This is a genomic window from Oricola sp., assembly GCF_022763245.1.
Taxonomy (GTDB): domain Bacteria; phylum Pseudomonadota; class Alphaproteobacteria; order Rhizobiales; family Rhizobiaceae; genus Oricola.
This window is the reverse complement of record NZ_JALEGV010000040.1, coordinates 313,910-340,885: the sequence shown is the minus strand read 5'-3', so window position 1 is coordinate 340,885 and position 26,976 is coordinate 313,910. Positions and strand designations below refer to the sequence as shown.

Genomic DNA, 26,976 nt, shown 5'->3' with positions numbered 1-26,976 from the left:
CGTCAGGCCTTGCGGCCGAACAGCTTGAACCGCGCGACGCCGCCATCCGGGTGGATGTTCACCCGCACATGGGTGATCGGCCCGTGCGGCAGGATGTCGTTGAACTCGTGCACCCGGTCGGGATTGAGCGGGTGCTTGTCGAGCAGCGGCTCCCAGTACATCGAAGCCGTCACCAGCATCTGGTCGGCGTCGGGCCCGGCGGCGAGCGCGTCCGGCATGTAGGCCGCGTCGATCGAGCAGCTCACCGGGCAGTTGCCCTTGTAGAACGCGGTGTCGATGACGGTGCGGTCGACATGGCCCGGTGCGGCCAGCGCGACGATGATCCACTCATTGCCCGGCTCGCGGCGGCGATGCGTTTCCCATCCGTCGCCCATGCTCACCGAAGCGGTCGGCGTCAGCATGCGGTGGTAATTGCCGTAATGCGCGTCGGAAAAGGCGACAATGCGCGCGCCGTTGACGAGCGAGGCGAGGTCCAGTTCCTCGCCGGCGGCATGTGCCGAGGGCTGTCCGAGGCCGTAGACGCGCAGCCGCGCCACGCCGCCATCGGGATAGATGTGCAGACGCACATGTGTCCAGGCGGACGCGTCCTCATGCGCGATGTAGTGATGCGCGCTCGGCCCGAGCGGCGTCATCGCCACGATCTCCTGCCATTCGGTGGCGTCGTCGGGAGACGCGCCGGCGGGCAGGGCGCAGGCTTCGATGGAACAGGCCGGCGGATAGTTGCCGGTGAAATGCGCTGTGTCCACGTCGAAGCCGCGGATGACGGTCGGCGCGGCGAGCGCGACGACGACATGGTCGTGGCCGGGACCGCGCTTGCGGCGCGACTCCCAGCCGTCCATCCACTTGCCGTTGTCGTCATATTTGTCCGGAATGAAGACCGCATCGGCGTCGTCGAGCATGCGTGGCGCCTCGGCGAAGAAGTCGTCCGTGACCGAGACGATCTTCGCGCCGAGCCCGGCAGAGGCCAGGTTCGGGTAGCGCGTTGCGAATTCGGGCCGGGTGAAGTCGTTCTTGTCCATCGAGTATTAAGCCTTGGAGAGTAGAGTATCGTCAGGGAAGGGCGCCGCGTTCCGGCGCCTGGGATCTTGCGTCGCGGCAATACCATGACATGGCGGGCGCGCAAAGAAGCTTGGAAGGAGTGCACCGGCATGACGGTTCTCGTGACGGGAGGTGCTGGCTATATCGGCAGCCACATGGTGTGGACCCTGCTCGACGCGGGCGAGGACGTGGTGGTGGTCGATCGCCTGTCGACCGGCTTTGACTGGGCGGTGGCGCCAGAAGCCCGGCTCGTGGTGGGCGACATCGCCGACAAGGACCTTGTCGCAGGCGTCATCCGGGAGCACGGGGTCGATGCGATCATCCATTTCGCCGGCTCGATCGTCGTGCCTGAATCCGTCGTCAATCCGCTGCTCTACTACGACAACAACACTTCCAGGTCCCGAACGCTGATCGAGACCGCCGTCGAGACTGGCGTGAAGCACTTCATCTTTTCCTCCACCGCCGCCGTCTACGGTTCGGTGGGGTCCGATCCGGTGACGGAAGACAAGCCGCGCAACCCGGATTCGCCCTATGGCATGTCCAAGCTGATGACCGAGATCATCCTTGCCGACGTCGCCAGGGCGCATGATTTCAAGTTCACGGCGCTGCGCTATTTCAACGTCGCGGGCGCCGATCCGAAGGGCCGGACGGGCCAGTCGACGGCCGGCGCCACGCATCTCATCAAGGTCGCCAGCGAGGCCGCGCTCGGCAAGCGCGCCGGCATCGAGGTCTTCGGCACGGATTACGAGACGCCCGACGGCACCTGCCTGCGCGACTACATCCACGTCACCGACCTTGCCAACGCGCACCTTCTGGCGCTCAAGCGCCTGCGCGATGGCGGCGACAGCCTGATCGCCAATTGCGGCTATGGCCGCGGCTATTCGGTGCTGGAGGTCCTCGACTGCGTTCAGCGCGTCACCGGCCGTCCGCTGCCGATCAGCTACGGCCCGCGCCGTGCCGGCGACGCCGTCGCGATCGTGGCCAATTCGGATCTGGCGCGCGAGGCTTTCGACTGGAAGCCCGCCCATGACGATCTGGAGGAAATCGTGTCTTCGGCGCTTGCCTGGGAAGACAGCCTCAGCCGCCGCAACAACCGTTAGCGGTGGTCGTGCAGTCGAGATAGCCGTCGCGCAGCACGGATTCCTGGGAGAACAGCGCCAGCGTCTCCTGGGCATTGGCCGGCCGGCCGAAATAATAGCCCTGACCTTCCTCGCAGCCGAGTTCGACCAGCTTGGCCGCATGCGCCGCCGTCTCGATGCCCTCGGCGATCACCGACAGGTGCAGCGCCTGGCACATGTTGACGATGGCGCGCACGATGTGGTTCGCCTCGTCGGTCTCGTCCAGCGCGGCTATGAAGGACCGGTCGATCTTGACCTTGTCGAAGGTGAAGTCGCGCAGCCGCCCGAGGCTTGACTGGCCGGTGCCGAAATCGTCGAGCAGGACGCGCATGCCGACGGCGCGCATCTCGTTGATGATCATCGCGGCGGTGCGCGGATCCGACATCATCGCCGTCTCGGTGATCTCGATCTCGATGCGGCGCGGATCGAAATCCATCTTCTGCACCATCGACAGAACCGCGAACGCCGTCGTCGGGTCGATGAGCTGCACGGAGGACAGGTTGAACGACAGGAAGGTGTCTTCCGGCCACTCCTTGGCGCAGCGGATCGCCTTTTCGAACAGGAGCTTGGTCAGCGTGTCGATGAACCCGGCCTGTTCCGCGATCGGGATGAAGTCCGACGGCGGGACGTCGCCCAGTTCCGCGTCCGTCCAGCGCGCCAGGCACTCGAAGCCGGTCACCTTCTTCGATTGCAGGTGGACGATCGGCTGGAAATGGGCCTCGATCTCGCGCGCCGCCACGGCCTTGCGCAACGCCTGTTCCATCTGCGTGCGCTGCCGCATCTCGCGGGCCATCTGGTGGGTGTACACGCGCACGCTGCCCGGACCGGATTCACGCGCCTGGTAGAGCGCGGATTCGCATTTGTCGTAGAGCTCGTCGAAGGTCGTGCCGGCGAACGGATGCTGGCAGAAGCCGAACGAGGCCGACATCCGCACGATGCGCTCGCCCAGGTCGAACGGGGCGGTGAAGACGTCGCGCAGGAGGTTGCCGACCCGGTCGGCGTCCTTTTCGAAAAAGCAGGTCGGCAGCACCATGCCGAACATGTCGCCGGAAATGCGCGACAGCAGCGCGTCTTCGGGCAGGGCGGCCGAGATGCGCAGCGCGACCTGCGACAGGATCTCGTCGCCGGCCTTGCGGCCGAACAGGTCGTTGACCGGCCGGAACCGGTCGATGTTGAAGAGGCCGAGCGAGAACGGCGCGGGATCGTCGGCGCGCTGTTCGATCAGTTTTTCGGCCTTGGTCTTCATCCGGCGCAGGTTGCCGAGCCCCGTCACCGGGTCGGTGAGGGATTTCAGCCCGTCTTCCTCGCTGCGAATAAGCCGCTCGGAAATGTCGATGCGCTCATCCGAAAGCAGTCCGAGGCCGGAGCCAGAATACGTCATGGTACAATCCCTGTATCGATCGATCTGTATCAGTCCGGTCTTAACGCTTGGTTGTTTAGGGGCCACGGAACTTAGCAATCTGACGTAACGTTATTACAATGCCGTCTTGCGCGGTGGGGCGCGCGGTCGCCGGGTGCGGGCCGCGCAGTCGGCGCCGGTGCCGATTGCTGGGCGAAACCCCGGCGTTTCCGGGCTTTCGACTTGCCGCGAATCGCTGCCGCCGCTATCCGGTTGGCATGTCCAAGCAAGTCAACCCGCCCGGTTCCGGTGACGGTCCCGGCAAGGAAATCGAGCCGGTCGATCTGAAGTCGGCGCTCGAGGAACGCTATCTCGCCTATGCGCTGTCGACGATCATGCATCGCGCCTTGCCCGATGCGCGCGACGGCCTGAAGCCCGTCCACCGCCGCATCCTGCACGCGATGCGCCTGCTGCGGCTCGATCCGCAACAGGCCTACAAGAAATGCGCCCGCATCGTCGGCGACGTCATGGGTAAGTTCCACCCGCATGGCGACCAGGCGATCTACGACGCGCTGGTGCGCCTGAGCCAGGATTTCGCGGTGCGCTATCCGCTCGTCGATGGGCAGGGAAATTTCGGCAATATCGACGGCGATAACGCGGCCGCCATGCGCTACACCGAAGCGCGCATGACCGAGGTCGCGACGCTGCTGCTCGAAGGCATCAACGAGGACGCGGTCGATTTCCGCCCGACCTACAACGAGGAGGACGAGGAACCCATCGTCCTGCCGGGCGCCTTCCCGAACCTGCTCGCCAACGGCTCGTCCGGCATCGCGGTCGGCATGGCCACCAACATCCCGCCGCACAACGCCGCCGAACTGTGCGACGCCGCGCTGCATCTCATCAAGCATCCCAACGCCTCCATCGAGAAGCTCGTCGAATTCGTGCCCGGCCCGGATTTCCCCACCGGCGGCATCATCGTGGAATCCGCGCCCTCGATCCTGGAATCCTACAAGACCGGCCGCGGCGCGTTTCGCGTCCGCGCCCGCTGGGAGAAGGAGGACACGGGCAGGGGCGGCTATGTCATCATCGTCACCGAGATCCCCTACCAGGTGCAGAAGTCGCGGCTGATCGAGAAGATCGCCGAATTGCTGATCGCCAAGAAGATCCCGCTTCTGGAAGACGTCCGCGACGAGAGCGCCGAGGACATCCGCGTCGTGCTGGAGCCGAAGTCGCGCTCCGTCGATCCGAACATCCTGATGGAATCGCTGTTCAAGCTGACCGATCTGGAAAGCCGCGTTCCGCTCAACATGAACGTCCTGTCGGGCGGCATCGTGCCGAAGGTCATGAACCTGCGCGAAGTGCTGCGCGAATGGCTCGACCATCGCCGCGACGTGCTGCTGCGCCGGTCGCGCAACCGGCTCGGCATCATCGAGAAGCGGCTCGAGGTGCTCGGCGGCTTCCTGGTCGCCTATCTCAACATCGACGAGGTCATCCGCATCATCCGCTTCGAGGACGATCCGAAGGCGAAGCTCATCGAGCGCTTCGACCTGACGGAGGTCCAGGCCGACGCGATCCTCAATCTGCGCTTGCGGGCCCTCAACAAGCTCGAGGAAATCGAGATCCGCAAGGAGCACGACGCCCTCATGGCCGAGAAGGAGGGCATCGAGAAGCTGCTCGCCTCCGAGGAACTGCAGTGGAAGACGGTCGCCTGGGAGATCGGCCAGGTCCGCGACAAGTTCGGCAAGGACACCGAGATCGGCGCCCGCCGCTCCACCTTCGGCGAGGCCGGCGAGATCGACCTGGAGGCCGTCCAGCAGGCGATGATCGAGAAGGAGCCGATCACCGTCGTCGTCTCCGAAAAGGGCTGGATGCGCGCCATGAAGGGCCACCTGGCCGACATGTCGACGCTGTCCTTCAAGGAGGGCGACAAGCTGAAGCTCGCCTTCCACGCGGTGACGACGGACAAGATCCTCGTCTTCACCACGGGCGGCAAGGTCTACACGATCGGCGCCGATCGGCTGCCGGGCGGCCGCGGCCACGGCGAGCCGATCCGCATCATGGTCGACATGGACAACGACCAGGACATCGTCACCGCCTTCGTCTACCGGCCGAAGGGCAGGCTCCTGGTGGCCTCCGCCGTCGGCAATGGCTTCGTCGTGCCGGAGGCCGACATCATCGCCAACACCCGCAAGGGCAAGCAGGTGATGAACGTCAAGCTGCCCGACGAGGCCAAGCTCTGCATCCGCCTGCCGCTCGACGGCGAGGAAGGGCCGGCGGTCGACCAGGTCGCCGTCGTCGGCGAGAACCGCAAGCTCCTGGTCTTCCCGCTGGTCCAGATCCCCGAAATGGCGCGCGGCAAGGGCGTTCGCCTGCAGCGCTACAAGGATGGCGGCATCGCCGATCTGCGTGTCTTCGCGCTTCAGGAAGGGCTGACCTGGCAGGACGCGTCCGGCCGCAACTTCACCCGGACGAAGGACGAGCTCGCCGAATGGCTCGGCGCGCGCGCCGGCGCGGGCCGCATGGTGCCGAAGGGCTTCCCGCGCAACGGTCGCTTCTCCTGACGAGACGCACCGTCGCTCGAGGCGACGGAACCGGCCGATGCGGCTGAACGTCCAGGGGCTTCACGCAAGAAACAAGGCCGGTCTCGCGACCGGCCTTGCCTGTTCAGGGCGCGCAGGGCGCCGGCGTCTCACCTGTTAGCGGCGGACGCATTCGCGGCGCGGCACGTCGCCATAGGGCTGGTAGGTGTTGTCCGACACCCGGTAGGACCGGTAGCGGTTCATGCAGTCGCGAATATGCGCTTCGGTGAGGCGCGGTGCGCCGTTGTCGGCAACCTGCACGGGTTCGGTCGAGGCCGTCGCGGTGCCGTCCAGATAGGGGGAGACACAGGTTTCGGTGCCGCCGCCATAGGGCGTGTAGGTGTTGGAACTGGCGTCGTAGGAGCGATAGGTGCCGCTGCACCAGGCAAGATGCGCCTCGGGCAGGGCCGGGGAGGCGTCGGTCATCGCTTCCGGTTCGTCGAGAACCGGCGTCGCAAGGCTCGCGACCAGCACGGGCTTGCCGGCATCGCTCTCGGCCAGCCTGTCTTCCAGGTCGGCTTCGTCAGTGGCCTCGAAGCGGTTCGTCGAGATCACGCGCACGTCGGACGCGTTCGGGTTGGGGTTCCACAGGGCCGCCGTTTCCTGCCCGGGTTCGAACCCGTCTTCCGGATCGACGAGGAACAACACCATCGCCACACTTGCCCCGGCTGCGAAGACGACCGAAGTCGTCACAAATCCGGCAATGACCATCAGGAACCGCTTCATTTTTTTGTCTCCCTGTGCGTTGCAGAAACAATGCCCGGAAGTGGGAGAAGTTCCGCAGGGTCACAGGAAAACTTCGCCAAAGTGGCTGCCGGCTGGCCGAAGGTGGCCTAAAGCTCCACCCGACCGACACTCTCGCTCTCGACGAAACGCACGCGTGTGCCCAGCTTTCTCGACGCGGCGGCGATGCGCTCGATGATGCGTCGTGACAGGTGCGGATCCGCGCGGTGCGGCCGCCCGAGCCGGGTGTCCGGGCCGTCGAAGCCGAGATCGACGGGCAGGAGCTGCAGTCCGATGAGCTCTCCGTTTTTCCAGTCGATCCGCGCGGCGCAACCCTCATAGGTGCTCCTGCGCCACAGCCTGGAACGTCGCCGCGATTCCTTGATGAAATCCTCTGGCGAAGAACCGGCATCCATGCCGAGTTTCTCATAGGCGTCGGAGGGAAACGCTGAAATGCGTCCGGTCTGGTAGACGAAATCTCCGAGCCCGTGGAAGACCGGCTTGCCGGAGACGATCTCCACGCCGCGCACATGGTGGACGCCGTGGACGAGAACGATGTCCGCGCCCGCCTCGATCGTTTCCAGGATGAAGCGGCGCAGCCATTTGCGTTGATCGTGCGAATGGATCGAGACGATGGTCAGGTCCGCCGCATCGGAACAGGACCGGATCGCCTCCAGGTTTCCAGCCCGGTCGCTTTCGCGCAGACGCCCGCGCTTCAGAACGCCGAACCGGTCGCCGGCCTCCAGCGTCAGATGGGCCTTGGTGAAGCGCTTCTCGACATATCGGTGCGTGCTCTTTCCGCACATCGCGTCGAACCGCTTCAGAAGGCCGACCACGTAGTCCGGAACGACGAACACCGTGTCCTTGTCGATGCGCAGCGGGTTGATGCCCGGCCGGCCCGCGACGTCCGGCCGCGAATGGGACGCCCGGCCATAGGGCACGAAACTGGCGGCAAGCGAGACGTGGCCGACCATCGCTCCCTTCGCCTGCACATGGCGCGGCGCGCGCGCGGCCTGCAGGTCGGGCCCGGAGCCGGACAGCACGATGCCGGCCTGCTCGACATGATGCAGCGTTTCGAGGATGCCGCCGGTTCCGTAGTCGAAGGCGTGGTTGTTGGCGTGGGAGACCATGTTCACACCCGCCCAGGCGAGTTCCGAAGCGATCTCGGGCGGCGAACTCGTCCATGTGCCGCCGCTGTCGGCCTGCGGATAGCCCTTGTCGGACCGGATGACTGTTTCGAGATTCATGAGCGTCAGGTCGCACGCCCGCATCTCGTCCACGAGAGCCCGAAACGCCGGCTCGTCGCAATCCGACCAGGGGACGGTAATGATGGCGTCGCCCGCGATGAACAGGCTGATCTCTGTGTCGCTCACGTGATCGTCAAACCCTCACCGATGCGGACCCTTTGATTGCCGCGACCGCCAAGGTTTACGCAAGGGGAAATCCGGTCGCGCCATGGAATGAAGCTTCCGTTCGCCGAAACTTGTCCAACGTTTCGGCGCGTCGCGTATCCTTTCGACATCGAATTTCGGAGGGCGGAGGCAAGGCGAGGGATGCAACAGACCGGTTTCGATTGGCCACTGGCGATCGAGCGTAACCGCGCCGCGCTTCTGCGCATCGTCGCCGGACTGTTCGCCATGGCGGCTTTGGGCGATGACGGCGAGGGGGCCGCCGGCACCATGCCGCGCCGCCTGCGCACCCATGTGCTGCGCGTGCTGAAGCCGGCGGAATCCGCCGCGCGCCGCCTGGTCTTCATCCTGGCGCGCGGTCTCGTCGTCTCCTTGCCGGCAAACGCCGCGGCGCCGGGGATCGTCGGGCGGGGCAACGCGTCGGGCAGCGGCCAGAGGGTTCCGTCCTTCGGCCTTCTCGACGCGTTGAAACGCTATTCGCCGAACCCGCCGCGGCGCTACGCCACGACCATGCCCCGCGCCACCTGGCTCGGCCTGAACGACCCGCGACCGCTGCCCGAAATCGTGGTCGCGATGCCGGGCGATCCGGTCGATGCCGTCGGGCTGCGCCGCAGGCTGACGGCGCTGCAGGGGGTTCTCGGCGATCTGCCGCGCGCGGCCCGCAGGATGGCGCGCTGGGAGGCGCGGCGCGCCCGCGACCGGGCGTTGCCCGACCGGCGGCGCGGCCGTCTTGCGCCGTTGCGCCAGGGCCGGCCGCCCGGCCTGCGCCGGCAGCACACCCATTCGGTCGACGGCATCCTGGCCGAGTGTCACCAACTCGCCGTCATGGCGCGCGAGGCGCCCGACACGTCGTGACCGGAACGGCATCGCCGTCGCCTGTCGCCCGGCCCGCATCCGCTGGCCGGCCGCCTGTGCTTGTGCCTAGTGGGCGTGGCCGTGCGCCTGGCACCATTCGTCATGCACGCGCGGCTTGCCGAGGTGATGGCGCATTTCCATCATCTTCTCGAAGAACGGCACAGGGGCGTGCACCGGACGTTCCCCGCCGGCGAAATCGTCATAGAGCGTGCGAATGGTCACGATCACCCGTTCGGCGTCCGGCCAGTCGCGATACTCGCCCAGATCGATTTTGTAGGCGGCGTCGAGGAAGTCCACGCCCTGTTCGTAGAAGGGCCGCGCCTTTTCGGTGATGTCGAGCAGGTAGTCGCGCATCCGCACCACGTCTTCCTTGGTCGCGATCGGCCCGTGCCCGGCGACCACCACGTCGACATCCATGTCGAGGATCGTGTTGCAGGCGTTCACCCAGCGCACCACTGGGCCGTACCAGGCGATCGGCGTGCCCTCGTTGAACAGGATGTCGCCGGTATAGACCACCTTGTCGTCCGGCACGTAGATCAGCGCGTCGCCGAGCGAATGCGCCGGTCCGACCTCGAGCAGCTCGACGGTCTTGTGGCCGACCTGGATCGTCATCTTGTCCTTGAAGGTCTCGGTCGGCGGCGTCAGCACGATGTTGTCGAAATCGAAGGGCCGGAAGCATTCCGCCATGAACTCGCCCGACGCGCCGAACTTTCCGGGGTCCGCCATCACGGCGGCGAGCATCTTCGGGTCGAAGCGGTCGAAGTCGCTGACGGTGCCCTCGGTCCCGATGATCCGCGCGCCCTCGACGAGCTGGTTGCCGAAGGTGTGGTCGCCGTCGGCATGGGTGTTGACGAGGATGTCGATCTTGTCGCCGCCGGGAACGTTGGCCTTGATCTCGTCCAGCATTTCCTTGGTGTATTTCAGGTCGAAGAGCGTGTCGACCAGCAGGTTGGCCTCGCCGTCGGCGATGATCCCGGCATTGGACCAGCCCCAGGAGCCGTCCGGCTGCAGATAGACCCAGACGCCGTTGGCGACTTCCTGCAGGCCTTTGCGGTTTTTCCAGTTCGCCATGAGACTCCTCCGTTACAGCAATGCGGTGGCGAGCGCCGGGAACACGAAGACGAGGATCAGCACGAGGCCCATCATCAGCGCGAAAGGGGCGGCGCCCTTGAAGATCTGGCCCAGCGTGATGTCGCTGTCCGGGCCAAGCGTGGATTTGATGACGTAGACGGCGAGGCCGAAGGGCGGCGTAAGAAGCCCGATCTCGACCGCCAGGATGGCGATGACGCCGAGCCAGATGAGATCGACGTTCAGGCCCGTCAGGATCGGCACCGCGATCGGCAGCACGAGGAGCATGATCGAGGCGCTGTCGAGGATCGTCCCGAGGATGATCATGACGAGGATCATCGAGATCACGACGCCGTTCACGCCGAAGCCCGAGCCCAGCACCGTGTCGCCCAGCCATGTCGGCATGCCGGAGAGCGCCAGCATCCGCGAATAGAGGCTCGCCCCCATGATCAGGAAGCAGATCGAGGCGGTGGTGTGCCCGGTCTGCACGAGCACCTGCCAGAAATCGCCCCAGCTCAGCCGCCGCCGCGCCACCGCGATGATCAGCGCGCCCGCGGCACCCGCCGCGCCGGCTTCCGTCGGCGTGAACACGCCGCCATAGATCCCGCCCAGCACAAGCGCGACCAGCACCGCGATTGGCGCGAGCTTGCGCGCCATCTCGGCGCCGCCCATGTCGGGCATGTCGTCGGTCGATTGTCCCTGGCCGCCGATGAAGCCCGGCGTCCACTTGCCCATCGCCACGATGCCGAGCGCGTAAATCGTTGACAGGACAAGGCCGGGGATCACGCCGGCGATGAACAGGTCGCCCACCGACTGCTCGGTCAGCACGCCATAGAGGATGAAGAGCAGCGAGGGCGGGATCAGCATGCCGAGCACGGCGGAGCCTGCCACCACGCCGACCGAGAAATGCGGCGTGTAGCCGTGGCGGCGCATTTCCGGCACGGCCACCTTGGTGAAGACGGCCGCCGAGGCGATCGAGATGCCGGTGATCGCCGCGAAGATCGCGTTCGCCGCGACGGTGGCGACGCCGAGCCCGCCGAGAATGCGCCGGAAGGCCTGCTGCGCCACGTCGAACGTGTCGCGGCCGAAGCCGGCCACCGAGACCACCAGCCCCATCAGCACGAACAGCGGCACCACGCCGAACAGGTAGTCGGAAATGGAATCCTTGAAGGCCGCGACCATCAGGTTGGCCGCGAGGTCGAAATTGCCGCGCAACAGCCAGACCCCGACGAAGCTCACCAGGATCAGCGTGATGGCGACATGCAGGCCCGAATAGATCAGGACCAGCATCACCGCGATGGAGGCGAACCCGATCTCAAGACCGCTCATCGGACGCTCCCGCAAGGCTCTGCCAGGCCGAGGCCAGGTATTGCAGCACCGTCGCCGCCATGCCGATCGCCATCAGGAGGTAGAGCGGCCAGGTGGGAATCTGGAAGAAGCCGGGATTGCCCATGAAATTGCGTTCCGGATGGGTCCAGGCCTTGGTCAGCGACGGCAGGAAATACCAGAAAGCCAGCGCCAGCACGCCCGCGCCGACGAGGTTGAAGAGGGCTGTGATCACCCGCGCCGCTTTCGGCGACCGCCGCTCGACCAGCAGGATGAGCAGGTCCGACCGCGTCAGCGCGCCCGAGCGCAGCGTGTGCGACAATTGCAGGAAGACGATCCCCACAATGGAAAATGCCACCATCTCCGCGACGCCGGCGATCGGCGCGTTGAAGAGGGTGCGCATGGCGATGTCGGCGCAGACCAGCAGCATCAGTCCGATGATCCACACCGAGCCGAGCGCGTTCAGCCCGGCGACGACGGGTCCGAGCGGCCCGGCCGTGCCGCCGTCGCGCTGCGTCGGCTTCATGTCGTTGAGTTCCGTCACGTTCTGGCTCGTGGTGTCGCCCCGGCGCCCGGCGCCGGGGCTGTGTCGCTTATTCGGCGAGATAGTCGCGCGGGAAGGTGAATCCCGCGTCCTTCAGATAGGCCACATAGGCCGCCAGCAACTCGTCCACCGGCTCGCCGCGCGCCCGCGCCGCCTCGCTCCACGCCGTCACCGGATTGGCCATCTCCGAAATCCATGCGTTGCGCTCGGCATCGTCGAATTCGACAACTTCGCCACCGCCATCCAGCATCCCCCGCGTCCCCGCTTCGATGTTGGCGGCTTGTTCGGCGAAATAGGCGTCCTGATAGGCTTTGGCCGCTACCTTGAAGGCGTCCTTTGTGCTGTCGGACAGCGTGTCCCAGCGGCTCTGCGAAACGCCGATGCCGCCGATATACATCGCGCCGAAATTCACCTTGTTGTAGTAGGGAGCCACCTCCCAGATCTTGGAGGGCGCGTTGGCGGTGATCCAGCCGATCAGGCCGTCGGAAACGCCGGTCTTGATGTCGTTGTAGAAGCTCACATAGCTTCCCTGCACGCCGACGGCATTGGTGCCGTCAAGCCAGGACAGGTTCGGACCCGCGCCGGAGATCTTCACGCCGGCCATGTCCTCGCGCGTCGAGAGCGCCTTGGTCGAGGCGATATTGTAGCCGTCGATCGCAATCCCGCCGCCGATATAGACGACGCCGGTCGTGTCTGCGAGCTGGTCGAGGAAGCCGTCCGTCTCCATAAGCGCATGTTCGGCCGCCGCGGTGACGAGCACCGGATCGACGGGGCCGAAGGGCATGGAATAGGTCATGTTCAAGATGCCCATATTGGCAGGGTCGAATACGCCCATCGCCTGGCCGACATCGATCAGCCCGTCCTGCATGGCCTGCGCTTCGCCGCCCAGTTTCACCAGCGTCCCGCCATAGGCCTCGGTCCATTCGATCTCGACTTCGCCGGTCTTGGCGAGCTCCGCCTCAAGCGTGGGAATGAAGGTCTGGTTGAAATGCTTCACCCACAGGAACACCGCCGGGTGTCCGGTCGCCACGGTCATCCGCAGCTTCTCCTGCGCCAGCGCCGGCGTGCCGAAGACGGCCGCGCTGATTGCGAGTACGGAAAGTGTGGTTTGAAAATGCTTCATGTTCTCCTCCCAGATTGATGGATGCCATTTTCTCAGGAGGCGACCTTAATCGGACTTGAACATCTGTTCAAGATTATTATTATCGTGTTCAACAATTGGCGTGCGATGACCGTGGAACAAGACAAAAAGAAATCCGAAAACGTGGAATCGCGGCGCGACCGGATCCTGTCCGCCGCCGAGCCCGTCTTCGCGCAATTCGGCTATGACGGCGCCACCGTGCGCAAGATCGCGGAGCTGGCCGACACGCCGGTCGCGCTGGTCAACTATCACTTCGGTTCCAAGCTCGGCCTCTACAGGGCTGTGTTTGAGCGTCGCGCACCGACCATCGTCGATCAGCGCATCGCCGGGCTTCAGATGGCGCGGGCAGAGCCGGATCTCGAACGCCGGGTGGATCTCGTCGTCCGCGCGCTCATCCTGCCGATGTATTCGCTGCGTGGCGCGAACCCGTCCGCCGATTTCGGCCGCATCGTCACGCGCGAGATGTCCGATCCGCAGGCCGAGGCGCGCGGCATCTTCCGCGAGATGTTCGACCCGATCGCCGACATGCTGATTGAGGCGATCGGCGAGTGTTTTCCCGACTGGACCAAGGCGGAAGTTCATTGGGCCTATCACACCATGCTCGGCGCCATGACCATCGTACTGGTCGATAACGGGCGCATTGCGCGGCTGTCGGGCGGGGCGTGCTCTTCGGACGACTGGGAAGAGGCGGCGCGCCATGTCTGCTCGATCCTCGCCGCCGGGCTCAAGCATCGCGACCGCTCGCTGACGCGCAGCGGCAAGACCTAACAGGGAGGACTGCATGAAACTGGTGACCTTTGACACGGGCGACGGAGTGAAACGTCCAGGCGCGCTTGTCTCGGACGGCACGCAAATCGCCGATCTGGCGGCCGCGTCAGGCGGGGCGGTCGCCTCCGTGCTATGGATCGCCGAGGGTGGCGACAGCGCGCTCGCCCAGGCCGAAGAGGCGGCGAAGTCCGCGACGGGCGACGCGTTGGTCGCAGTCGATTCCGTGCGCTTGCATGCCCCGATCCAGCCACCGCCGCAGATGCGTGACTGCCTCTGCTTCGAGACTCATCTGATCCAGGCCTTTCAGCAGGCCCGCAAGCTGCGCGCAAAACAGTTCGATGATCCGGAAGCCGCCGAGCGGGACATGGAAAAGAAGGGCATCCTGTCGGTGCCGCAAACCTTCTATGACCAGCCGATCTACTACAAGGCGAACCGTTTCGCGGTCGTCGGCCACGAGCACGACGTCATCTGGCCGAGCTACTCCAATTTCATGGATTTCGAGCTGGAGTTCGGCGTCTATATCGGCAAGCCCGCCAAGGACGTGAAGAAGGAAGACGCGCGGGCGCACATCTTCGGCTACACGATATTCAACGACGTGACCGCCCGCGACGCCCAGACCGCCGAGATGGGTGGATCGCTCGGTCCCGCCAAGGGCAAGGATTTCGACACGGCCAACCCCATGGGCCCGTGCCTTGTGACCGCCGACGAATTCGGCGATCCCTATGACAAGACGATGATCTGCCGGGTGAATGGCGAGGAATGGGGCCGCGGCTCGACCTCCACCATGTACTGGTCCTTCGAGGACCTGGTCGCGCATATCTCGGCTTCCGAGACCATCCATTCCGGAGAATTCCTGGGCTCCGGCACGGTCGGCAATGGCTGCGGGCTGGAACAGATGCGGTTCCTGTCGCCCGGTGACGTGGTGGAACTGGAGGTCGAGGGCATCGGCATCCTGCGCAATCGCATCGTCAAGAACTGACGAGCCCGACGCATCGGGCGCTTGTCCCGATGCGTCCTCGGTGCAGCCGAACGCGCTGCAGACAACAATCTCTCTCCAAGAACCGATCCACCGCCCGCCTGCCGCCGGTATGCTTGTTCCCGCTTCGCGTGGAGATCCGAGTGCACGACGGCTGACAGTGGAGAGGCCGTGCATCGCTCGCTTCGCCACGCGGCTGTGGCTCCGCTCGAAATGGCACAGATCGCGTCTCGCCTTTTCCAAGCGAGAAGGCCCGAAAACCACGGAAAAAGCGCAGGTTAACGCGAATTTCCGCTGGTTAACCGCCCGTTAATCATCCGCATTGACGGGGTCTTAGTAAAGTTCCGTTAACGCTTCTGCTTTCGGCGTTGGGGGACGCGCCGAACCCATTCTGTCTGTGCGTAGCGGGTGATCATGCGTCTTCTTCTTCCTGCCATTCTCGCGATGACTGTCGCCGGTTGCAGCGGTTCGTCGAAACTCGACGCGCTCAACCTCACGCCCTCAAGCGAGATCGTCGGCTCGATCTCGAACGGTTCGGCGAGCGACTCGGAGGTCGTCACCGCGCTTGCCGGCGGCACGCCGGACGCGCCGTCGCCGGCTCGGTCCGTTCCGTTTTCGACCGACTCAATGCCCTCTGAGGAACACGCCTTCGCGCCGCCGGCCCGTGCGCTACGCGAAAAGGGCAGCCGCCAGACGATCTATCGCGCACGCTTCAGCGACGCGAAGCCCGTCACCTTCAAGGGCGCGTCACCGAAACCCTTTGAAGTCCACGGCGTGGACGTCTCGAAATACCAGGGCGAGATCGATTGGCCGGACCTGCGCCGCCACGGCGCGTCCTTCGCCTTCATCAAGGCGACCGAGGGCGACGACCACAAGGACGACGCCTTCATGCGCAACTGGCGCGCTGCCGCCGAGGCCGGCATTCCGCGCGGCGCCTATCACTTCTATTACTGGTGCTCGACCGCCAAGGACCAGGCCGAGTGGTTCATCCGCAATGTGCCCAAGGAAGCCGGAGCGCTGCCTCCGGTGATCGATGTCGAGTGGAACGCCCATTCGCGCAACTGCCGCACGCGTCCCGGCCGTACCAAGGTGCTCAGCGAGATGCGCATCTTCATGGACATCCTCGAGCGCCATTACGGCGTTCGGCCGATCATCTACACCGCACCTGATTTCTACCAGGACAATCTGCGCGGCCAGTTCTCCGAACATTCCTTCTGGCTGCGCTCCGTGGTTGCCCACCCCAAGCAGGTTTATCCGGATCGCGACTGGGCCTTCTGGCAATATTCCGGCACCGGGACGTCGGGCGGCGTCGAGGGCAAGATCGACCTCAACGTCTTCAACGGCACGGCGGAAAGCTGGCAGCGATGGGTTGGCAAGCGGGCGATTTGAGCCCGCTTCCGCTCACACCCAGCGCGCCGAGTAGCAGACGGTCTCCAGATCGAACCAGTTGCGCGAATATTCCTCGATCGTGTCGGCATTGCCCCAGGAGACCCGCTCGACAAAGCCGAACGGGGCGCCCGGAGTGAAGGGCCCGTCGCTCGGGCCGAAATCGGGGCAGGGGGATACGGATACCTTGTCCTCCACCCGCGCGATCCAGAAGCCCAGCCGCTCGCGGTAGAAGTAATGCAGCGATTCCAGCATGTCGGCGATCTTGAGGTCGGGGGCATGGCGGGCGTCGAACCAGATTTCCTCGAGCGCCGCCGGCACGCCACCCAGCCGCCGCATCCGCCGCACCCGCCAGGCCTGCTTGGAGCGGCCGTCGCCGAAGGCGGGCAGGAATTCCGGCGTGTCGCAGAGGTCGAGCGACAGCACCTCGGCGGTCGGCAGGCCGACGCCCTGCTTCAGTTCGAGGTGGAAGAACTCGTAGATCGATCCGGCCTTGCCCTTGCGGCGCACATAGGTGCCGGACCCCTGGATGCGTTCGAGCAGTCCGCGTTTTTCCAATAGCGCCAGCGCCTTGCGCAGCGTGCCGATTGCCACGCCGAGTTTGCCGGCAAGCTCCGCCTCGGTCGGAAGCCGCGAACCGTCGGGCCAAAGCCCGGCCGCGATCTCGCGGCTCAGCAACTCGCTGATCTGGAGATAGAGCGGCAGGCTGCCGCCCTTCGAAGTTTGATCGGCCAAATTCGTCCCCCGGCACGAAACCCGCGCTACACTAGAGCGGTTCCAGGTTGAGTGGAAACCTGTTCACTGTCCGGAACCGCTACAAAAAAGGAAGTGATTGTTCTTCGTCATCAGCGCAGGGCCGAACGGCTCTGGCACTTGCCGATTTCGCTTGTCTTCGACATTCAATTCATTCACTATTGATACACATCGTCGCAGCGTCGGAATTGCCCGCTCGCTGCCGCTCCGAAGGAGGTCTGCATGACTGTCGTGCCGGTGAAAAGCGCCGATCTCGATGCCGCCGAGGTCGCCTGGTTCGCGCCGATCTGCTCCGATGACTATCGCCATCTGGGCGTCCCCGAGGGTGATCTGCGTTCTTCGTGGGAACATACGAGTGAAATCGTCCGCACCGCCGACAGGCTCGGCTATCGCAACATCCTTTGTCCGTCCTCCTATCAGGTGGGGCAGGACACGTGGAGCTTCGTTTCCGCCATGGCGCCGCTGACGGAGCACATCAACATGCTGGCCGCGATCCGCTGTGGCGAGGTCCACCCCGCGATGCTGGCGCGGGCCGTCGCCACCGTCGATCACATGATGAAGGGCCGGCTGACGCTGAATGTCATCTCGTCGAACTTCCCTGGCGAGGAGGCCTCGAGCGAATATCGCTACCGCCGCTCCACGGAAGTGGTCGAAATCCTCCGGCAGGCCTGGACGCGGGATCGTATCGACTACGAGGGAGAGGTCTATTCCATCAAGGGTTTGTCGACCGATCCTGTGAAGCCGTATCAGCAAAATGGCGGGCCACTGCTTTATTTTGGCGGTTATTCGCCGGATGCAGTTGAACTGTGCGGCCACCACTGCGATGTCTACCTGATGTGGCCTGAACCGGAAGAACTGCTCGCCGAGCGCATGAAGACCGTCCACGCTCGCGCCGAAGCCCATGATCGTGTGATCGATTACGGCCTGCGCGTGCATGTTGTCGTGCGCGACACCGAAGCCGAGGCGCGCGAATATGCAGACGAGCTCGTCTCCATGCTGGATGACGAAGCCGGCGCGGAAATCCGCGGCCGGGCGCTCGACGCCAAGAGCTTCGGCGTGTCGTTGCAGGCGGCCAATCGTGACAAGGCCGACGAGGGCGGCTTCGTCGAACCCAATCTGTGGACCGGCATCGGCCGGGCCCGGTCGGGTTGCGGCGCGGCGCTGGTCGGGTCGGTGGATCAGGTGATGACGAAGCTGGAGCGCTACCGCGCCATGGGCATCCGTGCCTTCATCCTGTCCGGCTATCCGCACAAGCGCGAATGCGAGATTTTCGGCGAGAAGGTGCTGCCGCAGCTGAGCACCTGTTCGCTGCCCGAGATTTATGGACGCGTCCCCGCCGAAACGCCGGCGACGCCGCTGGGTGTGGGAGTGCGCCGATGACCGACATGCCGATGATCACGCTGGGCCAGGGGATGCCGGACATGAGCCGGCTGGTTTATGGCTGCTGGAGGCTTTCCGACAGCGCCGACTCGTCCCCCCAGGCCGTGGCGACGAAGATCGGCATGTGCCTCGACCAGGGGATCACCACCTTTGATCACGCGGACATCTATGGCGGCTATGTCTGCGAGGAACTCTTCGGCGCCGCGCTCGCCCGCGACCCGGGCCTGAAGCAGCGCATCCAGGTCGTCACCAAATGCGGCATCATGCTGCAAACACCGGCCTTTCCGGATCGGCGCGTGAAATACTACGACACGTCGGCGGCGCATATTCGGGCGTCGGCCGAGACTTCGCTCCGACGGCTTGGCCTTGATGTCGTCGATCTGATGCTTATCCACCGGCCCGATCCGTTCATGGATCACGAGGAGACCGGAGCGGCACTCGACGCGCTTGTGGATGACGGTCTCGTGCGCGGCATCGGCGTGTCCAATTTCATGCCGTGGGATTTCGATCTTCTGCAATCTGCCATGAAGCATCCGCTGCTCACGAACCAGATCGAGATCAGCCTGCTTGAACACGGCTCCTTCACCAACGGTCAGATCGCGCAATTGCAGATGAAGGGCATTTCGCCGATGGCATGGTCGCCCCTGGCAGGCGGCGCGCTCTTCGACGCGTCCAATCCGGCCGGCGCGCGCCTGTCCGGACGACTTGCCGAAATCGCCGGTGAACACCATGTTTCATCAGACGCGGTTGCATTGGCCTGGGTCATGGCGCATCCGTCAAACATCATGCCGATCGTGGGAACGAACAACCACGACCGCATCGCCAAAATAGCCGACAGCCTGAAAGTCGGCTTCGATCGCGAGCTCTGGTACGAATTATGGGTTCTCGCGGAAGGCAAGGACGTTCCTTGAGGAAAACCGAAACGATGAATGCCGACGCCCATTTGAATCTCGAAACGCTCAACCACGCCGCCCTGAAGCGGGCGATGGGCTGTTTCGCCACCGGCATCGCCGTCGTGACGACGCAGTATGAGGGCGGCGATTTCGGCATGACCTGCAATTCCTTCAATACCGTCTCGCTTGATCCGCCCATGGTCTTGTGGAGCGTGCAGAAGACCGCGTCCAGCCACGCCGCCTTCACGCGCTCCTCCGGCTACAGCGTGTCGCTGCTGGCGGCCGATCAGCGCGACATCGCGATGCATTTCACACGCGGCACGCCGGCTGAACGGTTTTCCGGCGTGGCGACGCACCGTCTGGATTCGGGTCGGATCGTGGTGGATGGGGCTGTTGCCTGGTTCGACTGCGCGCTCGACAATGTCGTGCCGGCAGGCGATCACGACGTGCTGATCGGTCGGGTGCTGGACTTTGCGTCGAACGACCGCCCGGCGCTCGGCTATCTGCGCGGACAGTTCATGGAACTCGGCGCCTGAGGCGTCAGTAGCGTTCCCATCCGGCTGCCGTCAGGTGTTCCTGCGGCTGGAACCGGGTCTTGTATTCCATCTTGCGTGAACCCTCGACCCAATAGCCGAGATAGACATGCGGCAAGCCCTCGGCGCGGGCGCGCTCGATATGGTCGAGGATCATCCAGGTTCCGAGAGACCGCGACGTCAGGGCGGGGTCGAAGAAGGAATAGACCATCGAATAGCCGTCACCCATGCGATCCGACAGCGCCACCGCGACCAGCTCGCCTTCGCCTGCGCCGGTAACGAAGCTGTCCGGTCCGCGCCGGCGATATTCGATCAGCCGGGTGGGAACATGCGTGTCCTCCACCATCATCGCGTAATCGAGCACCGTCATCTCCGCCATGCCGCCCTTGCTGTGGCGGGCGTCAAGATAGCGGCGGAACAGGGAGTATTGCTCGCTTGTGGGCTCGGCCCGGCTCTCGCGGCCGATCAGGTCGCTGTTGATCCCGTTGATGCGGCGCAGATTGCGCGACGCCTCGAATTCGTCGGCGAGGATGCGAACCGAGACGCAGGCCCGGCAGGTTTCGCAGGCCGGCCGATATGCGATGTTCTGGCTGCGGCGGAAGCCCCCCTGGGTCAGCAGGTCGTTCATCTCGGCAGCCTTCTCGCCGACGAGATGGGTGAACACCTTCCGCTCGTGCTGACCATCGAGATAGGGGCAGGGCGACGGCGAGGTCAGAAAGAATTGCGGTGATTTCGGAGAATGCTGAGTCATTAAGCCCGTCTCGCTTCAGCGAGAAGATTTGGCGAGAACGGACCAAACGTCAATATGCCCAATGGCCAACTTCTTGCGGTCGAGGCCAGTTGGCGTGATCAGCGAGCCGACCGTACGACGACCGTCCCCATGAGCAGGTCATGCAGCGTGCGCTTGTGTTCGAGGAAGAGCGGCGCCGCAAGAACGGGGATCAACAGGAGAGGTGTGCTGAGCGCCGTCGAGGCCCAGAACAGCACGGAATGGACGACCGCGGTCAGGAAATCGACCGGGCGGCCGTCATAGCGCTCCAGATGGATACCCGTCATCCGCATGCCGATCGTCGCCTGGCTCGGCCCGCCGACAGTCCAGCCGATATAGGTCAGCGCCACGAGAGGGCCGAGAACGAGATAGAGAAGCCAAATCAGGCCGGCGGTCGCGAAACCGAGAACGAAGATCACCGGCACTGCAAGCACGATCAGCAGGAACACCATCGCGTAATCGATCAGGAACGCGAAGATCCGGCGCGTGCGGACGCCCTCGAACAGCCGCCAGTCGTCGTAGCGGTCGGTTCCGATGTCGTCATAGGCGTCGATGGTCTGGGTGTTCGGCATGGTTGTTCCTTTCGAAAGAAAGGTGGGTGGCCATGCCGGCGCGATCAAGAGCGGTGGGCCTCAGCCCTGCAGCAACCGTGCGACCCGCGGGGCGAAATAGGTCAGGATGCCGTCGCATCCCGCCCGCTTGAACGAGAGCAGGGTCTCCATCATCACCTTCTCGCCGTCGATCCAGCCATTGGCCGCCGCCGCCTCGATCATCGCGTACTCGCCGGACACCTGGTAGGCGAAGGTCGGAACCTGGAAGGTCTCCTTCACGCGCCGGCAAATGTCGAGATAGGGCAGGCCGGGTTTGACCATCACCATGTCGGCGCCCTCGTCGAGGTCGGCTTCCGTCTCGCGCAAGGCTTCTTCGGTGTTGCCCGGATCGATGTAGTAGGTCTTCTTGTCGCCCTTGAGCAGCCCTGCGGTTCCGATCGCCTCGCGATAGGGGCCGTAATAGGCCGACGCGAATTTCGTCGCGTAGGACATGATGGCCACATCCTGGAAACCGGCGTCGTCGAGTGCGTCGCGGATGGCCCCGATGCGCCCGTCCATCATGTCGGAGGGCGCGATGATGTCCGCCCCGGCCGCTGCCTGGCTGACGGCGGCTTTGACGATCTGCTCGACCGATTCGTCATTGACGATGATCCCGTCGCGCAACACCCCGTCATGGCCGTGATCGGTGAAGGGATCGAGCGCGGCATCGGTGATGATGCCGATCTCCGGCACCGCTGCCTTGATCGCCCGTGTCGCGCGGTTGATGAGATTGTCGTCGTCCAGCGCGTGGCTCCCGGTCGTGTCGCGCTTGTCCACGGCGATGTTGGGGAATGTCGCGATCGCCGGGATGCCGAGTTTCGCGGCTTCTTCGGCCGCTCGCACCGCCCGGTCGACGGTCAGCCGCTCCACGCCCGGCATGGCCTCGATCGTCTCGGTGCGATCGTCCCCGTCGATCAGGAAGATCGGCCAGATCAGTTCGTTGACCGTCAGGTCGTTCTCGCGCACCAGGCGACGGGACCAATCGGCCTTGCGCATCCGGCGCAGCCGTTTTCCACCGGTGATTTCGTCGACGCTTCGTGTCATGGTCGCTACCTGTCGATTCACGCTTGTTTCGAGTTCGCGCTTGCCTAGCATGGCGACATCGCGCAGGCCAACGCCGACGAGCGATGAGGGGATGGGGGCAGCAATTGGTCGCAATCAGCGGCGAAATGAAGGAAGAACCGTTCAGCCTGATCCAGATGTTGTTCGTCTGGTTCCTGAGGCTGATGGCGACCGTCGCTCTGTTCTCCGGTCTGTCCTACTGGGCGCAGCTCACCGGGCTGGGCGCAGCCGATCTTCCGCGTTTCGACGAGCTTCCGGTTCACTGGCAGGTCCCGTGGGTCGTTCTGGCCGTTTTGCTGCCCTGTGCCGCAATGGGACTGTGGATGCTGACATCCTGGGGGATCGTCTTGTGGGTGATCGCCAGTTTCATCGAGATCGGCGTCTACGGCGTCTGGTCCGAAAGCTATATTTCCCGGCCTGCCGTGGTTGTCGGCCATGCCGCGGCGCTTACCCTTCTGGCGCTGATCCTCGTCACCATGGCGATCCAGCGTTATCGCGAACGGTTACACTGAATGTTAACCGTATCTGGAAAGGAACAGCGGGTAAGCGCGCATTAACTTTGACGTTTAAGTCGAATTTTAGTCGCATTGGGTAGTTTGCCGCCCAACGGTGAAGAAAAAACAAGTCACCGGCATGACAGTGAGGCAACCCGATGATGATGAATGCGACCAAAACGGTGGGCGCACCGCCCCTAGACGCGTCCGAATCCGACGTGCGCGAACTTTACTTGGAGTCCCTGCAGCTCGTGGAGCGGCTTCATCGCCGTTTGCTTGATGTCGTCAAGGACGAATTCGACCGGGCCGGCCGCAGCGACATCAACGCCGTTCAGGCCCTGCTTCTGTTCAATATCGGCGACAGCGTTCTGACGGCAGGCGAGTTGCGCTCGCGCGGCTACTATCTCGGTTCCAACGTCTCCTACAATCTGAAGAAGCTGGTGGAACTCGGTTTCGTCGATCACAAGAAGTCGAAGACGGATCGTCGCTCCGTGCGCATCAGCCTGACGGAGAAGGGCCGGGAGGTCGCCGCCACCGTGGGTGAGCTCTACAACCGGCACATCCTTTCCATCGAGACGGTCGGCGGCATCGGCGCCGAGGAGTTCCAGGCCATGAATCGCGCCATGCAACGTCTCGACCGGTTCTGGAACGACACGATCCTCTACCGCCTCTGAGGCGGGGCGATTCGCCGGAGATGGAGGGCGCGGCCTTGGCTGCGCCTTTTCTGATTCTGCTCGTACGCTGTGGGGTGTTGCGACCAATCAGCTCCCTGGGGCCGCGACCCTCCACCCAACATCAATTGGCCATAATCCCGTGAATGCTGCCAACCCGGTGGAGAGGCCGTCGTTGCGCGCCGAAAATGGCCGCCGGATTTGTCGCGTTGATCGCGGAACCGTGACAGCGGTTTTTGAGTTCCTAGGTTGACGGCAATGCGCGCGGGCCAACATAAGGTTAGCCGAGCGGTCTCTCCGAAAGCGTACACGCAGGTGATTCATGAGCGGATTTGGAAAAAAAGATCGTCGGACTTTCCTGAAGGGGATGGGCGCGATCGGGGCGTTGGCGGCGAGCTATTCGAGCGCGCTCGCGCAGGAGCCCCTGACCGAGATTTTCCAGTCTCCGCGTCGTGGCAACTGGGATGACCAGTTTGACGCAACCGGCGGACGTGTGGCCGAGGTCAAGACCCGCCAGCCGATTCTCAGCATCGCCACCGTCTCCTATGTCGAGCAGGCCATCTACACCTATCGCAACATCGTCGCGCAGGGCGGCTGGCCGCGCGTCAATCTGACGACCCGGCTGAAAGTCGGCTCCAAGGATCCGGCTGTGCGCGAATTGCGCCGCCGCCTGATCATCTCCGGCGACCTGCCGCGCAATGCCGGCGACAGCGATGTGTTCGACACGCTGCTCGACGAGGCCGTGAAGCGGTTTCAGCTGCGGCACGGCATGCCTGCGGACGGCGTGATCGGCAATGTCACGCTCGCCGCGCTGAATGTCAGCGCGCCTGTTCGGCTGGGTCAGCTCGAGACCAACCTTGTGCGCCTTCGCTCCATGTCCGGCTTCCTCGGCGACCGCTACGTGATGGTCAACATTCCCGCCGCCGAGATCGAGGCGGTGGAGAACGGTCGCGTCGCGCAGAACCACAAGGCCATTGTCGGCAAGGTGGATCGCCAGACCCCGATCCTCAACTCGCAGATCTACGAGGTGATCCTGAACCCGTATTGGACGGCGCCGAAGTCGATCATCGAGAAGGACATCATTCCGTTGATGCGCAAGGATCCGACCTATCTGACGCGCAATTCGATCCGCCTGTTCGATCCTCAGGGCAACGAGGTGCCGCCGGAGCTGGTCGACTGGTCGACCGACGAGGCGCTGACGATGAACCTGCGTTTCCGCCAGGATCCGGGCAAGATCAACGCGATGTCGTCCACCAAGATCAATTTCAACAATCCGCATGCCGTCTACATGCACGATACGCCGCAGCAGAGCATTTTCGGCCAGCTTCTGCGGTTCGAATCGTCGGGCTGCGTGCGCGTGCACAACGTGCGCGAACTGACGAGCTGGCTGCTGCGCGACACGCCGGGCTGGAGCCGCAACCAGATCGAGGGCGTGATCTCGACCGGTGAGAACACCGAAATCGAGCTGACGACGCCCGTGCCGGTCTACTTCGTCTATATCAGCGCCTGGTCGACGGGTGACGGCGTGGTTCATTTCCGCGACGACATCTATGCACGCGACGGCGTCGACGAGTTGCAGCTCTCCACCACGACGCTCTGACACTGCGACATATGGCCCGCGGCACCGCGTGGCCTGAAAACGTCGGAGCGCTTCGCCTCCAGGCATTGGAAGTCTCATCGCAGACGTGGTAATGCGCGGCGCAAATCGGCGTGATCACCCTCCGGAAAGGAAAGAACCCCATGTCCCAGATGACTGCGGCTGAGAGCAAGGCGTATTCGGACGCGTTTTTCACCGAGACGCTTGCCGACCGTGATCCGGAAATCTTCTCCGCCATCAGCAAGGAACTCGGTCGCCAGCGTCACGAGATCGAGCTGATCGCTTCGGAGAACATCGTCTCGCGGGCCGTGCTGGAAGCGCAGGGTTCGGTGATGACCAACAAATATGCCGAGGGTTATCCGGGCAAGCGCTACTATGGCGGCTGCCAGTTCGTGGACATCGCCGAGGAACTGGCGATCGAGCGCGCCAAGAAGCTTTTCGGCTGCAATTTCGCCAATGTGCAGCCGAATTCCGGTTCGCAGATGAACCAGGCGGTGTTCCTGGCGCTGCTTGAGCCGGGCGACACCTTCATGGGGCTCGATCTGAATTCCGGTGGTCACCTGACGCACGGTTCGCCGGTCAACATGTCCGGCAAATGGTTCAACGTCGTGTCCTACGGCGTGCGCGAAGACGATCACCTGCTCGACATGGACGATATCGCCGAGAAGGCCGAGAAGTTCCGCCCCAAGCTGATCATTGCCGGCGGCACCGCCTATTCGCGCATCTGGGATTGGGAGCGCTTCCGCGAGATCGCCGATTCCATCGGTGCGTGGCTGATGGTCGACATGGCGCACATCTCCGGCCTCGTCGCCGGCGGGGTGCATCCGTCTCCGATCCCGCACGCCCATGTCGTCACCACGACCACGCACAAGTCGCTGCGCGGCCCGCGCGGCGGCATGATCCTGACCAATGACGAGGGCGTCGCAAAGAAGGTCAACTCGGCTGTATTCCCTGGCCTGCAGGGCGGACCGCTGATGCATGTCATCGCCGCCAAGGCCGTCGCCTTCGGCGAAGCGCTGCGTCCGGAATTCCGCTCTTATGCGCAGTCGGTCGTCGCCAATGCCAAGGCGCTCGCCGAGAGCCTGAAGGAGCAGGGCATCGACATCGTCTCGGGCGGCACCGACAACCACCTGATGCTGGCCGATCTGCGGCCGAAGACCGTGACGGGCAAGGCCGCCGAGGCGGCGCTTGGCCGCGCCAACATCACCTGCAACAAGAACGGCGTGCCGTTCGATCCGGAGAAGCCCTTCGTCACATCCGGTGTCCGACTTGGCAGCCCGGCCGGAACGACGCGCGGCTTCGGCCAGGCCGAGTTCCGCGAGATCGGCCAGATGATCGCGCGCGTTCTCGACGGCCTGCGTCAGGCCGGCCCGGAGGGCGACAATTCCGGCATCGAGGAAGCGGTGAAGAAGGACGTGATCGCCCTGACCGAGCGGTTCCCCCTCTACAGCTACATGGACTGACGCGCGGCATGCGTTGCCCTTTTTGCCAGTCACTCGACACCCAGGTGAAGGACAGTCGCCCCGCGGAAGACGGGGCGGCCATCCGCCGCCGCCGCGTCTGCCCGGATTGCGGCGGTCGCTTCACCACCTTCGAGCGCGTCCAGCTTCGCGATCTCTACGTGATCAAGAAGAACGGCCGCAAAGTGCCCTTCGACCGCGACAAGCTCGCGCGCTCTTTCGAGGTCGCGCTGCGCAAGCGGCCGATCGATCCTGACCGGGTCGAACGCGCCGTTTCTGGCATCGTGCGTCAGCTCGAAAGTTCCGGTGAGCAGGACATCCCGGCCGACAACATCGGAACGCTGGTCATGGAAGCGCTGAAGGGGATGGATGACGTCGCCTATGTGCGCTTTGCGTCCGTCTACAAGAATTTCCGTGAACCGCAGGACTTCCAGGATCTGCTTGGCGAGCTCGGCGGCAATCTGCCGCCGCAGGGCGACGAGCCGGTCGCGGAATCGTGACAGG

At 64.3% G+C, this 26,976-nt stretch carries 26 protein-coding genes; 14 read left to right on the top strand and 12 right to left on the bottom strand.

What is annotated here, in order from left to right:
• Window positions 1-2: 2 nt before the first annotated feature.
• A complete protein-coding gene (gene alc / locus MRY80_RS19070; protein WP_293292651.1) occupies window positions 3-1,019 on the bottom strand; it encodes an allantoicase in 1,017 nt (338 codons plus the stop codon).
• A gap of 129 nt (window positions 1,020-1,148) precedes the next feature.
• Between alc and galE the strand changes: the two genes are divergently transcribed.
• Complete coding sequence (gene galE, locus MRY80_RS19065; protein ID WP_293292650.1) at window positions 1,149-2,138, top strand: UDP-glucose 4-epimerase GalE; 990 nt, start codon at window positions 1,149-1,151, stop codon at window positions 2,136-2,138.
• Here galE and MRY80_RS19060 read toward each other — a convergent pair.
• Window positions 2,116-3,537, bottom strand: a complete 1,422-nt coding sequence (locus tag MRY80_RS19060; protein ID WP_293292649.1) for an EAL domain-containing protein — start codon at window positions 3,535-3,537, stop codon at window positions 2,116-2,118. The two genes, galE and MRY80_RS19060, sit on opposite strands and share 23 nt — an antisense overlap.
• Before the next feature lie 236 nt (window positions 3,538-3,773).
• Between MRY80_RS19060 and parC the strand changes: the two genes are divergently transcribed.
• Window positions 3,774-6,056, top strand: a complete 2,283-nt coding sequence (parC, locus tag MRY80_RS19055; RefSeq protein ID WP_293292648.1) for a DNA topoisomerase IV subunit A — start codon at window positions 3,774-3,776, stop codon at window positions 6,054-6,056.
• A gap of 135 nt (window positions 6,057-6,191) precedes the next feature.
• Here the strand turns inward: parC and MRY80_RS19050 are convergent, their stop codons facing one another.
• Both MRY80_RS19050 and MRY80_RS19045 read right to left on the bottom strand, forming a co-directional pair.
• Window positions 6,192-6,800, bottom strand: coding sequence for a BA14K family protein (locus tag MRY80_RS19050; protein WP_293292647.1), 609 nt, complete (start codon window positions 6,798-6,800; stop codon window positions 6,192-6,194).
• A 107-nt stretch (window positions 6,801-6,907) separates the two neighbouring features.
• Entirely contained in the window at window positions 6,908-8,170 is a 1,263-nt protein-coding gene (locus tag MRY80_RS19045) for a CapA family protein (protein ID WP_293292646.1), read from the bottom strand.
• A gap of 180 nt (window positions 8,171-8,350) precedes the next feature.
• Between MRY80_RS19045 and MRY80_RS19040 the strand changes: the two genes are divergently transcribed.
• Window positions 8,351-9,061, top strand: a complete 711-nt coding sequence (locus MRY80_RS19040) for a hypothetical protein (protein ID WP_293292645.1) — start codon at window positions 8,351-8,353, stop codon at window positions 9,059-9,061.
• A 66-nt stretch (window positions 9,062-9,127) separates the two neighbouring features.
• On the opposite strand, the gene MRY80_RS19035 is transcribed toward MRY80_RS19040, so the two are convergent.
• From MRY80_RS19035 to MRY80_RS19020, 4 genes are read right to left on the bottom strand one after another with little or no spacing between them, the layout of a single operon-like run.
• Window positions 9,128-10,132, bottom strand: coding sequence for an MBL fold metallo-hydrolase (locus MRY80_RS19035; protein WP_293292644.1), 1,005 nt, complete (start codon window positions 10,130-10,132; stop codon window positions 9,128-9,130).
• 12 nt (window positions 10,133-10,144) lie between these two features.
• Complete coding sequence (locus tag MRY80_RS19030; protein WP_293292643.1) at window positions 10,145-11,458, bottom strand: TRAP transporter large permease; 1,314 nt, start codon at window positions 11,456-11,458, stop codon at window positions 10,145-10,147.
• Window positions 11,445-11,999 (bottom strand): TRAP transporter small permease, encoded by a 555-nt coding sequence (locus MRY80_RS19025; RefSeq protein WP_293292642.1) that lies wholly within the window; start codon window positions 11,997-11,999, stop codon window positions 11,445-11,447. Before MRY80_RS19025 ends, MRY80_RS19030 begins: the two co-directional genes overlap by 14 nt.
• 49 nt (window positions 12,000-12,048) lie before the next feature.
• Window positions 12,049-13,122: a C4-dicarboxylate TRAP transporter substrate-binding protein gene (locus tag MRY80_RS19020; protein ID WP_293292641.1), complete on the bottom strand. Its 1,074-nt coding sequence runs from the start codon at window positions 13,120-13,122 to the stop codon at window positions 12,049-12,051.
• 111 nt (window positions 13,123-13,233) lie between these two features.
• On the opposite strand from MRY80_RS19020, the gene MRY80_RS19015 reads away from it, so the two are divergent.
• The 3 genes from MRY80_RS19015 (at window position 13,234) to MRY80_RS19005 (ending at window position 16,273) form a co-directional block, all read left to right on the top strand.
• Window positions 13,234-13,908: a TetR/AcrR family transcriptional regulator gene (locus MRY80_RS19015; protein WP_293292640.1), complete on the top strand. Its 675-nt coding sequence runs from the start codon at window positions 13,234-13,236 to the stop codon at window positions 13,906-13,908.
• A 13-nt stretch (window positions 13,909-13,921) separates the two neighbouring features.
• Window positions 13,922-14,887: a fumarylacetoacetate hydrolase family protein gene (locus tag MRY80_RS19010; RefSeq protein ID WP_293292639.1), complete on the top strand. Its 966-nt coding sequence runs from the start codon at window positions 13,922-13,924 to the stop codon at window positions 14,885-14,887.
• Between the two features lie 411 nt (window positions 14,888-15,298).
• Entirely contained in the window at window positions 15,299-16,273 is a 975-nt protein-coding gene (locus tag MRY80_RS19005) for a GH25 family lysozyme (protein ID WP_293292638.1), read from the top strand.
• Between the two features lie 12 nt (window positions 16,274-16,285).
• Here MRY80_RS19005 and MRY80_RS19000 read toward each other — a convergent pair whose 3' ends face one another.
• Window positions 16,286-17,005 carry a GntR family transcriptional regulator gene (locus MRY80_RS19000; RefSeq protein ID WP_293292637.1) on the bottom strand — a complete coding sequence of 240 codons (720 nt, stop codon included), beginning with the start codon at window positions 17,003-17,005 and terminating at the stop codon, window positions 16,286-16,288.
• Between the two features lie 240 nt (window positions 17,006-17,245).
• Here MRY80_RS19000 and MRY80_RS18995 point away from each other — a divergent pair, with 240 nt between their 5' ends.
• From MRY80_RS18995 to MRY80_RS18985, 3 genes are read left to right on the top strand one after another with little or no spacing between them, the layout of a single operon-like run.
• Window positions 17,246-18,403, top strand: a complete 1,158-nt coding sequence (locus MRY80_RS18995) for an LLM class flavin-dependent oxidoreductase (RefSeq protein ID WP_293292636.1) — start codon at window positions 17,246-17,248, stop codon at window positions 18,401-18,403.
• A 5-nt stretch (window positions 18,404-18,408) separates the two neighbouring features.
• Entirely contained in the window at window positions 18,409-19,314 is a 906-nt protein-coding gene (locus MRY80_RS18990) for an aldo/keto reductase (RefSeq protein WP_293293050.1), read from the top strand.
• A gap of 14 nt (window positions 19,315-19,328) precedes the next feature.
• Window positions 19,329-19,832 carry a flavin reductase family protein gene (locus MRY80_RS18985; RefSeq protein ID WP_293292635.1) on the top strand — a complete coding sequence of 168 codons (504 nt, stop codon included), beginning with the start codon at window positions 19,329-19,331 and terminating at the stop codon, window positions 19,830-19,832.
• Window positions 19,833-19,836: 4 nt separating this feature from the next.
• Here MRY80_RS18985 and MRY80_RS18980 read toward each other — a convergent pair whose 3' ends face one another.
• The 3 genes from MRY80_RS18980 to hemB all read right to left on the bottom strand — a co-directional run bounded on the left by MRY80_RS18980 (window position 19,837) and on the right by hemB (window position 22,232).
• Window positions 19,837-20,580: an arginyltransferase gene (locus MRY80_RS18980; RefSeq protein WP_293292634.1), complete on the bottom strand. Its 744-nt coding sequence runs from the start codon at window positions 20,578-20,580 to the stop codon at window positions 19,837-19,839.
• Between the two features lie 98 nt (window positions 20,581-20,678).
• Window positions 20,679-21,170 carry an RDD family protein gene (locus MRY80_RS18975; RefSeq protein WP_293292633.1) on the bottom strand — a complete coding sequence of 164 codons (492 nt, stop codon included), beginning with the start codon at window positions 21,168-21,170 and terminating at the stop codon, window positions 20,679-20,681.
• A 60-nt stretch (window positions 21,171-21,230) separates the two neighbouring features.
• Window positions 21,231-22,232, bottom strand: a complete 1,002-nt coding sequence (gene hemB / locus MRY80_RS18970; RefSeq protein ID WP_293292632.1) for a porphobilinogen synthase — start codon at window positions 22,230-22,232, stop codon at window positions 21,231-21,233.
• Window positions 22,233-22,336: 104 nt separating this feature from the next.
• Between hemB and MRY80_RS18965 the strand changes: the two genes are divergently transcribed.
• The 5 genes from MRY80_RS18965 (at window position 22,337) to nrdR (ending at window position 26,972) form a co-directional block, all read left to right on the top strand.
• Window positions 22,337-22,762: a DUF6163 family protein gene (locus tag MRY80_RS18965; RefSeq protein ID WP_293292631.1), complete on the top strand. Its 426-nt coding sequence runs from the start codon at window positions 22,337-22,339 to the stop codon at window positions 22,760-22,762.
• A 143-nt stretch (window positions 22,763-22,905) separates the two neighbouring features.
• Window positions 22,906-23,418, top strand: coding sequence for a MarR family winged helix-turn-helix transcriptional regulator (locus tag MRY80_RS18960; protein ID WP_293293048.1), 513 nt, complete (start codon window positions 22,906-22,908; stop codon window positions 23,416-23,418).
• Window positions 23,419-23,737: 319 nt separating this feature from the next.
• The gene (locus MRY80_RS18955) at window positions 23,738-25,015 is read left to right on the top strand and encodes a L,D-transpeptidase family protein (RefSeq protein ID WP_293292630.1); all 1,278 of its coding nucleotides are present in this window, start codon (window positions 23,738-23,740) and stop codon (window positions 25,013-25,015) included.
• Window positions 25,016-25,155: 140 nt separating this feature from the next.
• Window positions 25,156-26,475, top strand: a complete 1,320-nt coding sequence (glyA, locus tag MRY80_RS18950; RefSeq protein WP_293292629.1) for a serine hydroxymethyltransferase — start codon at window positions 25,156-25,158, stop codon at window positions 26,473-26,475.
• Between the two features lie 8 nt (window positions 26,476-26,483).
• Window positions 26,484-26,972, top strand: coding sequence for a transcriptional regulator NrdR (nrdR, locus tag MRY80_RS18945; protein WP_293292628.1), 489 nt, complete (start codon window positions 26,484-26,486; stop codon window positions 26,970-26,972).
• Window positions 26,973-26,976: the final 4 nt, after the last annotated feature.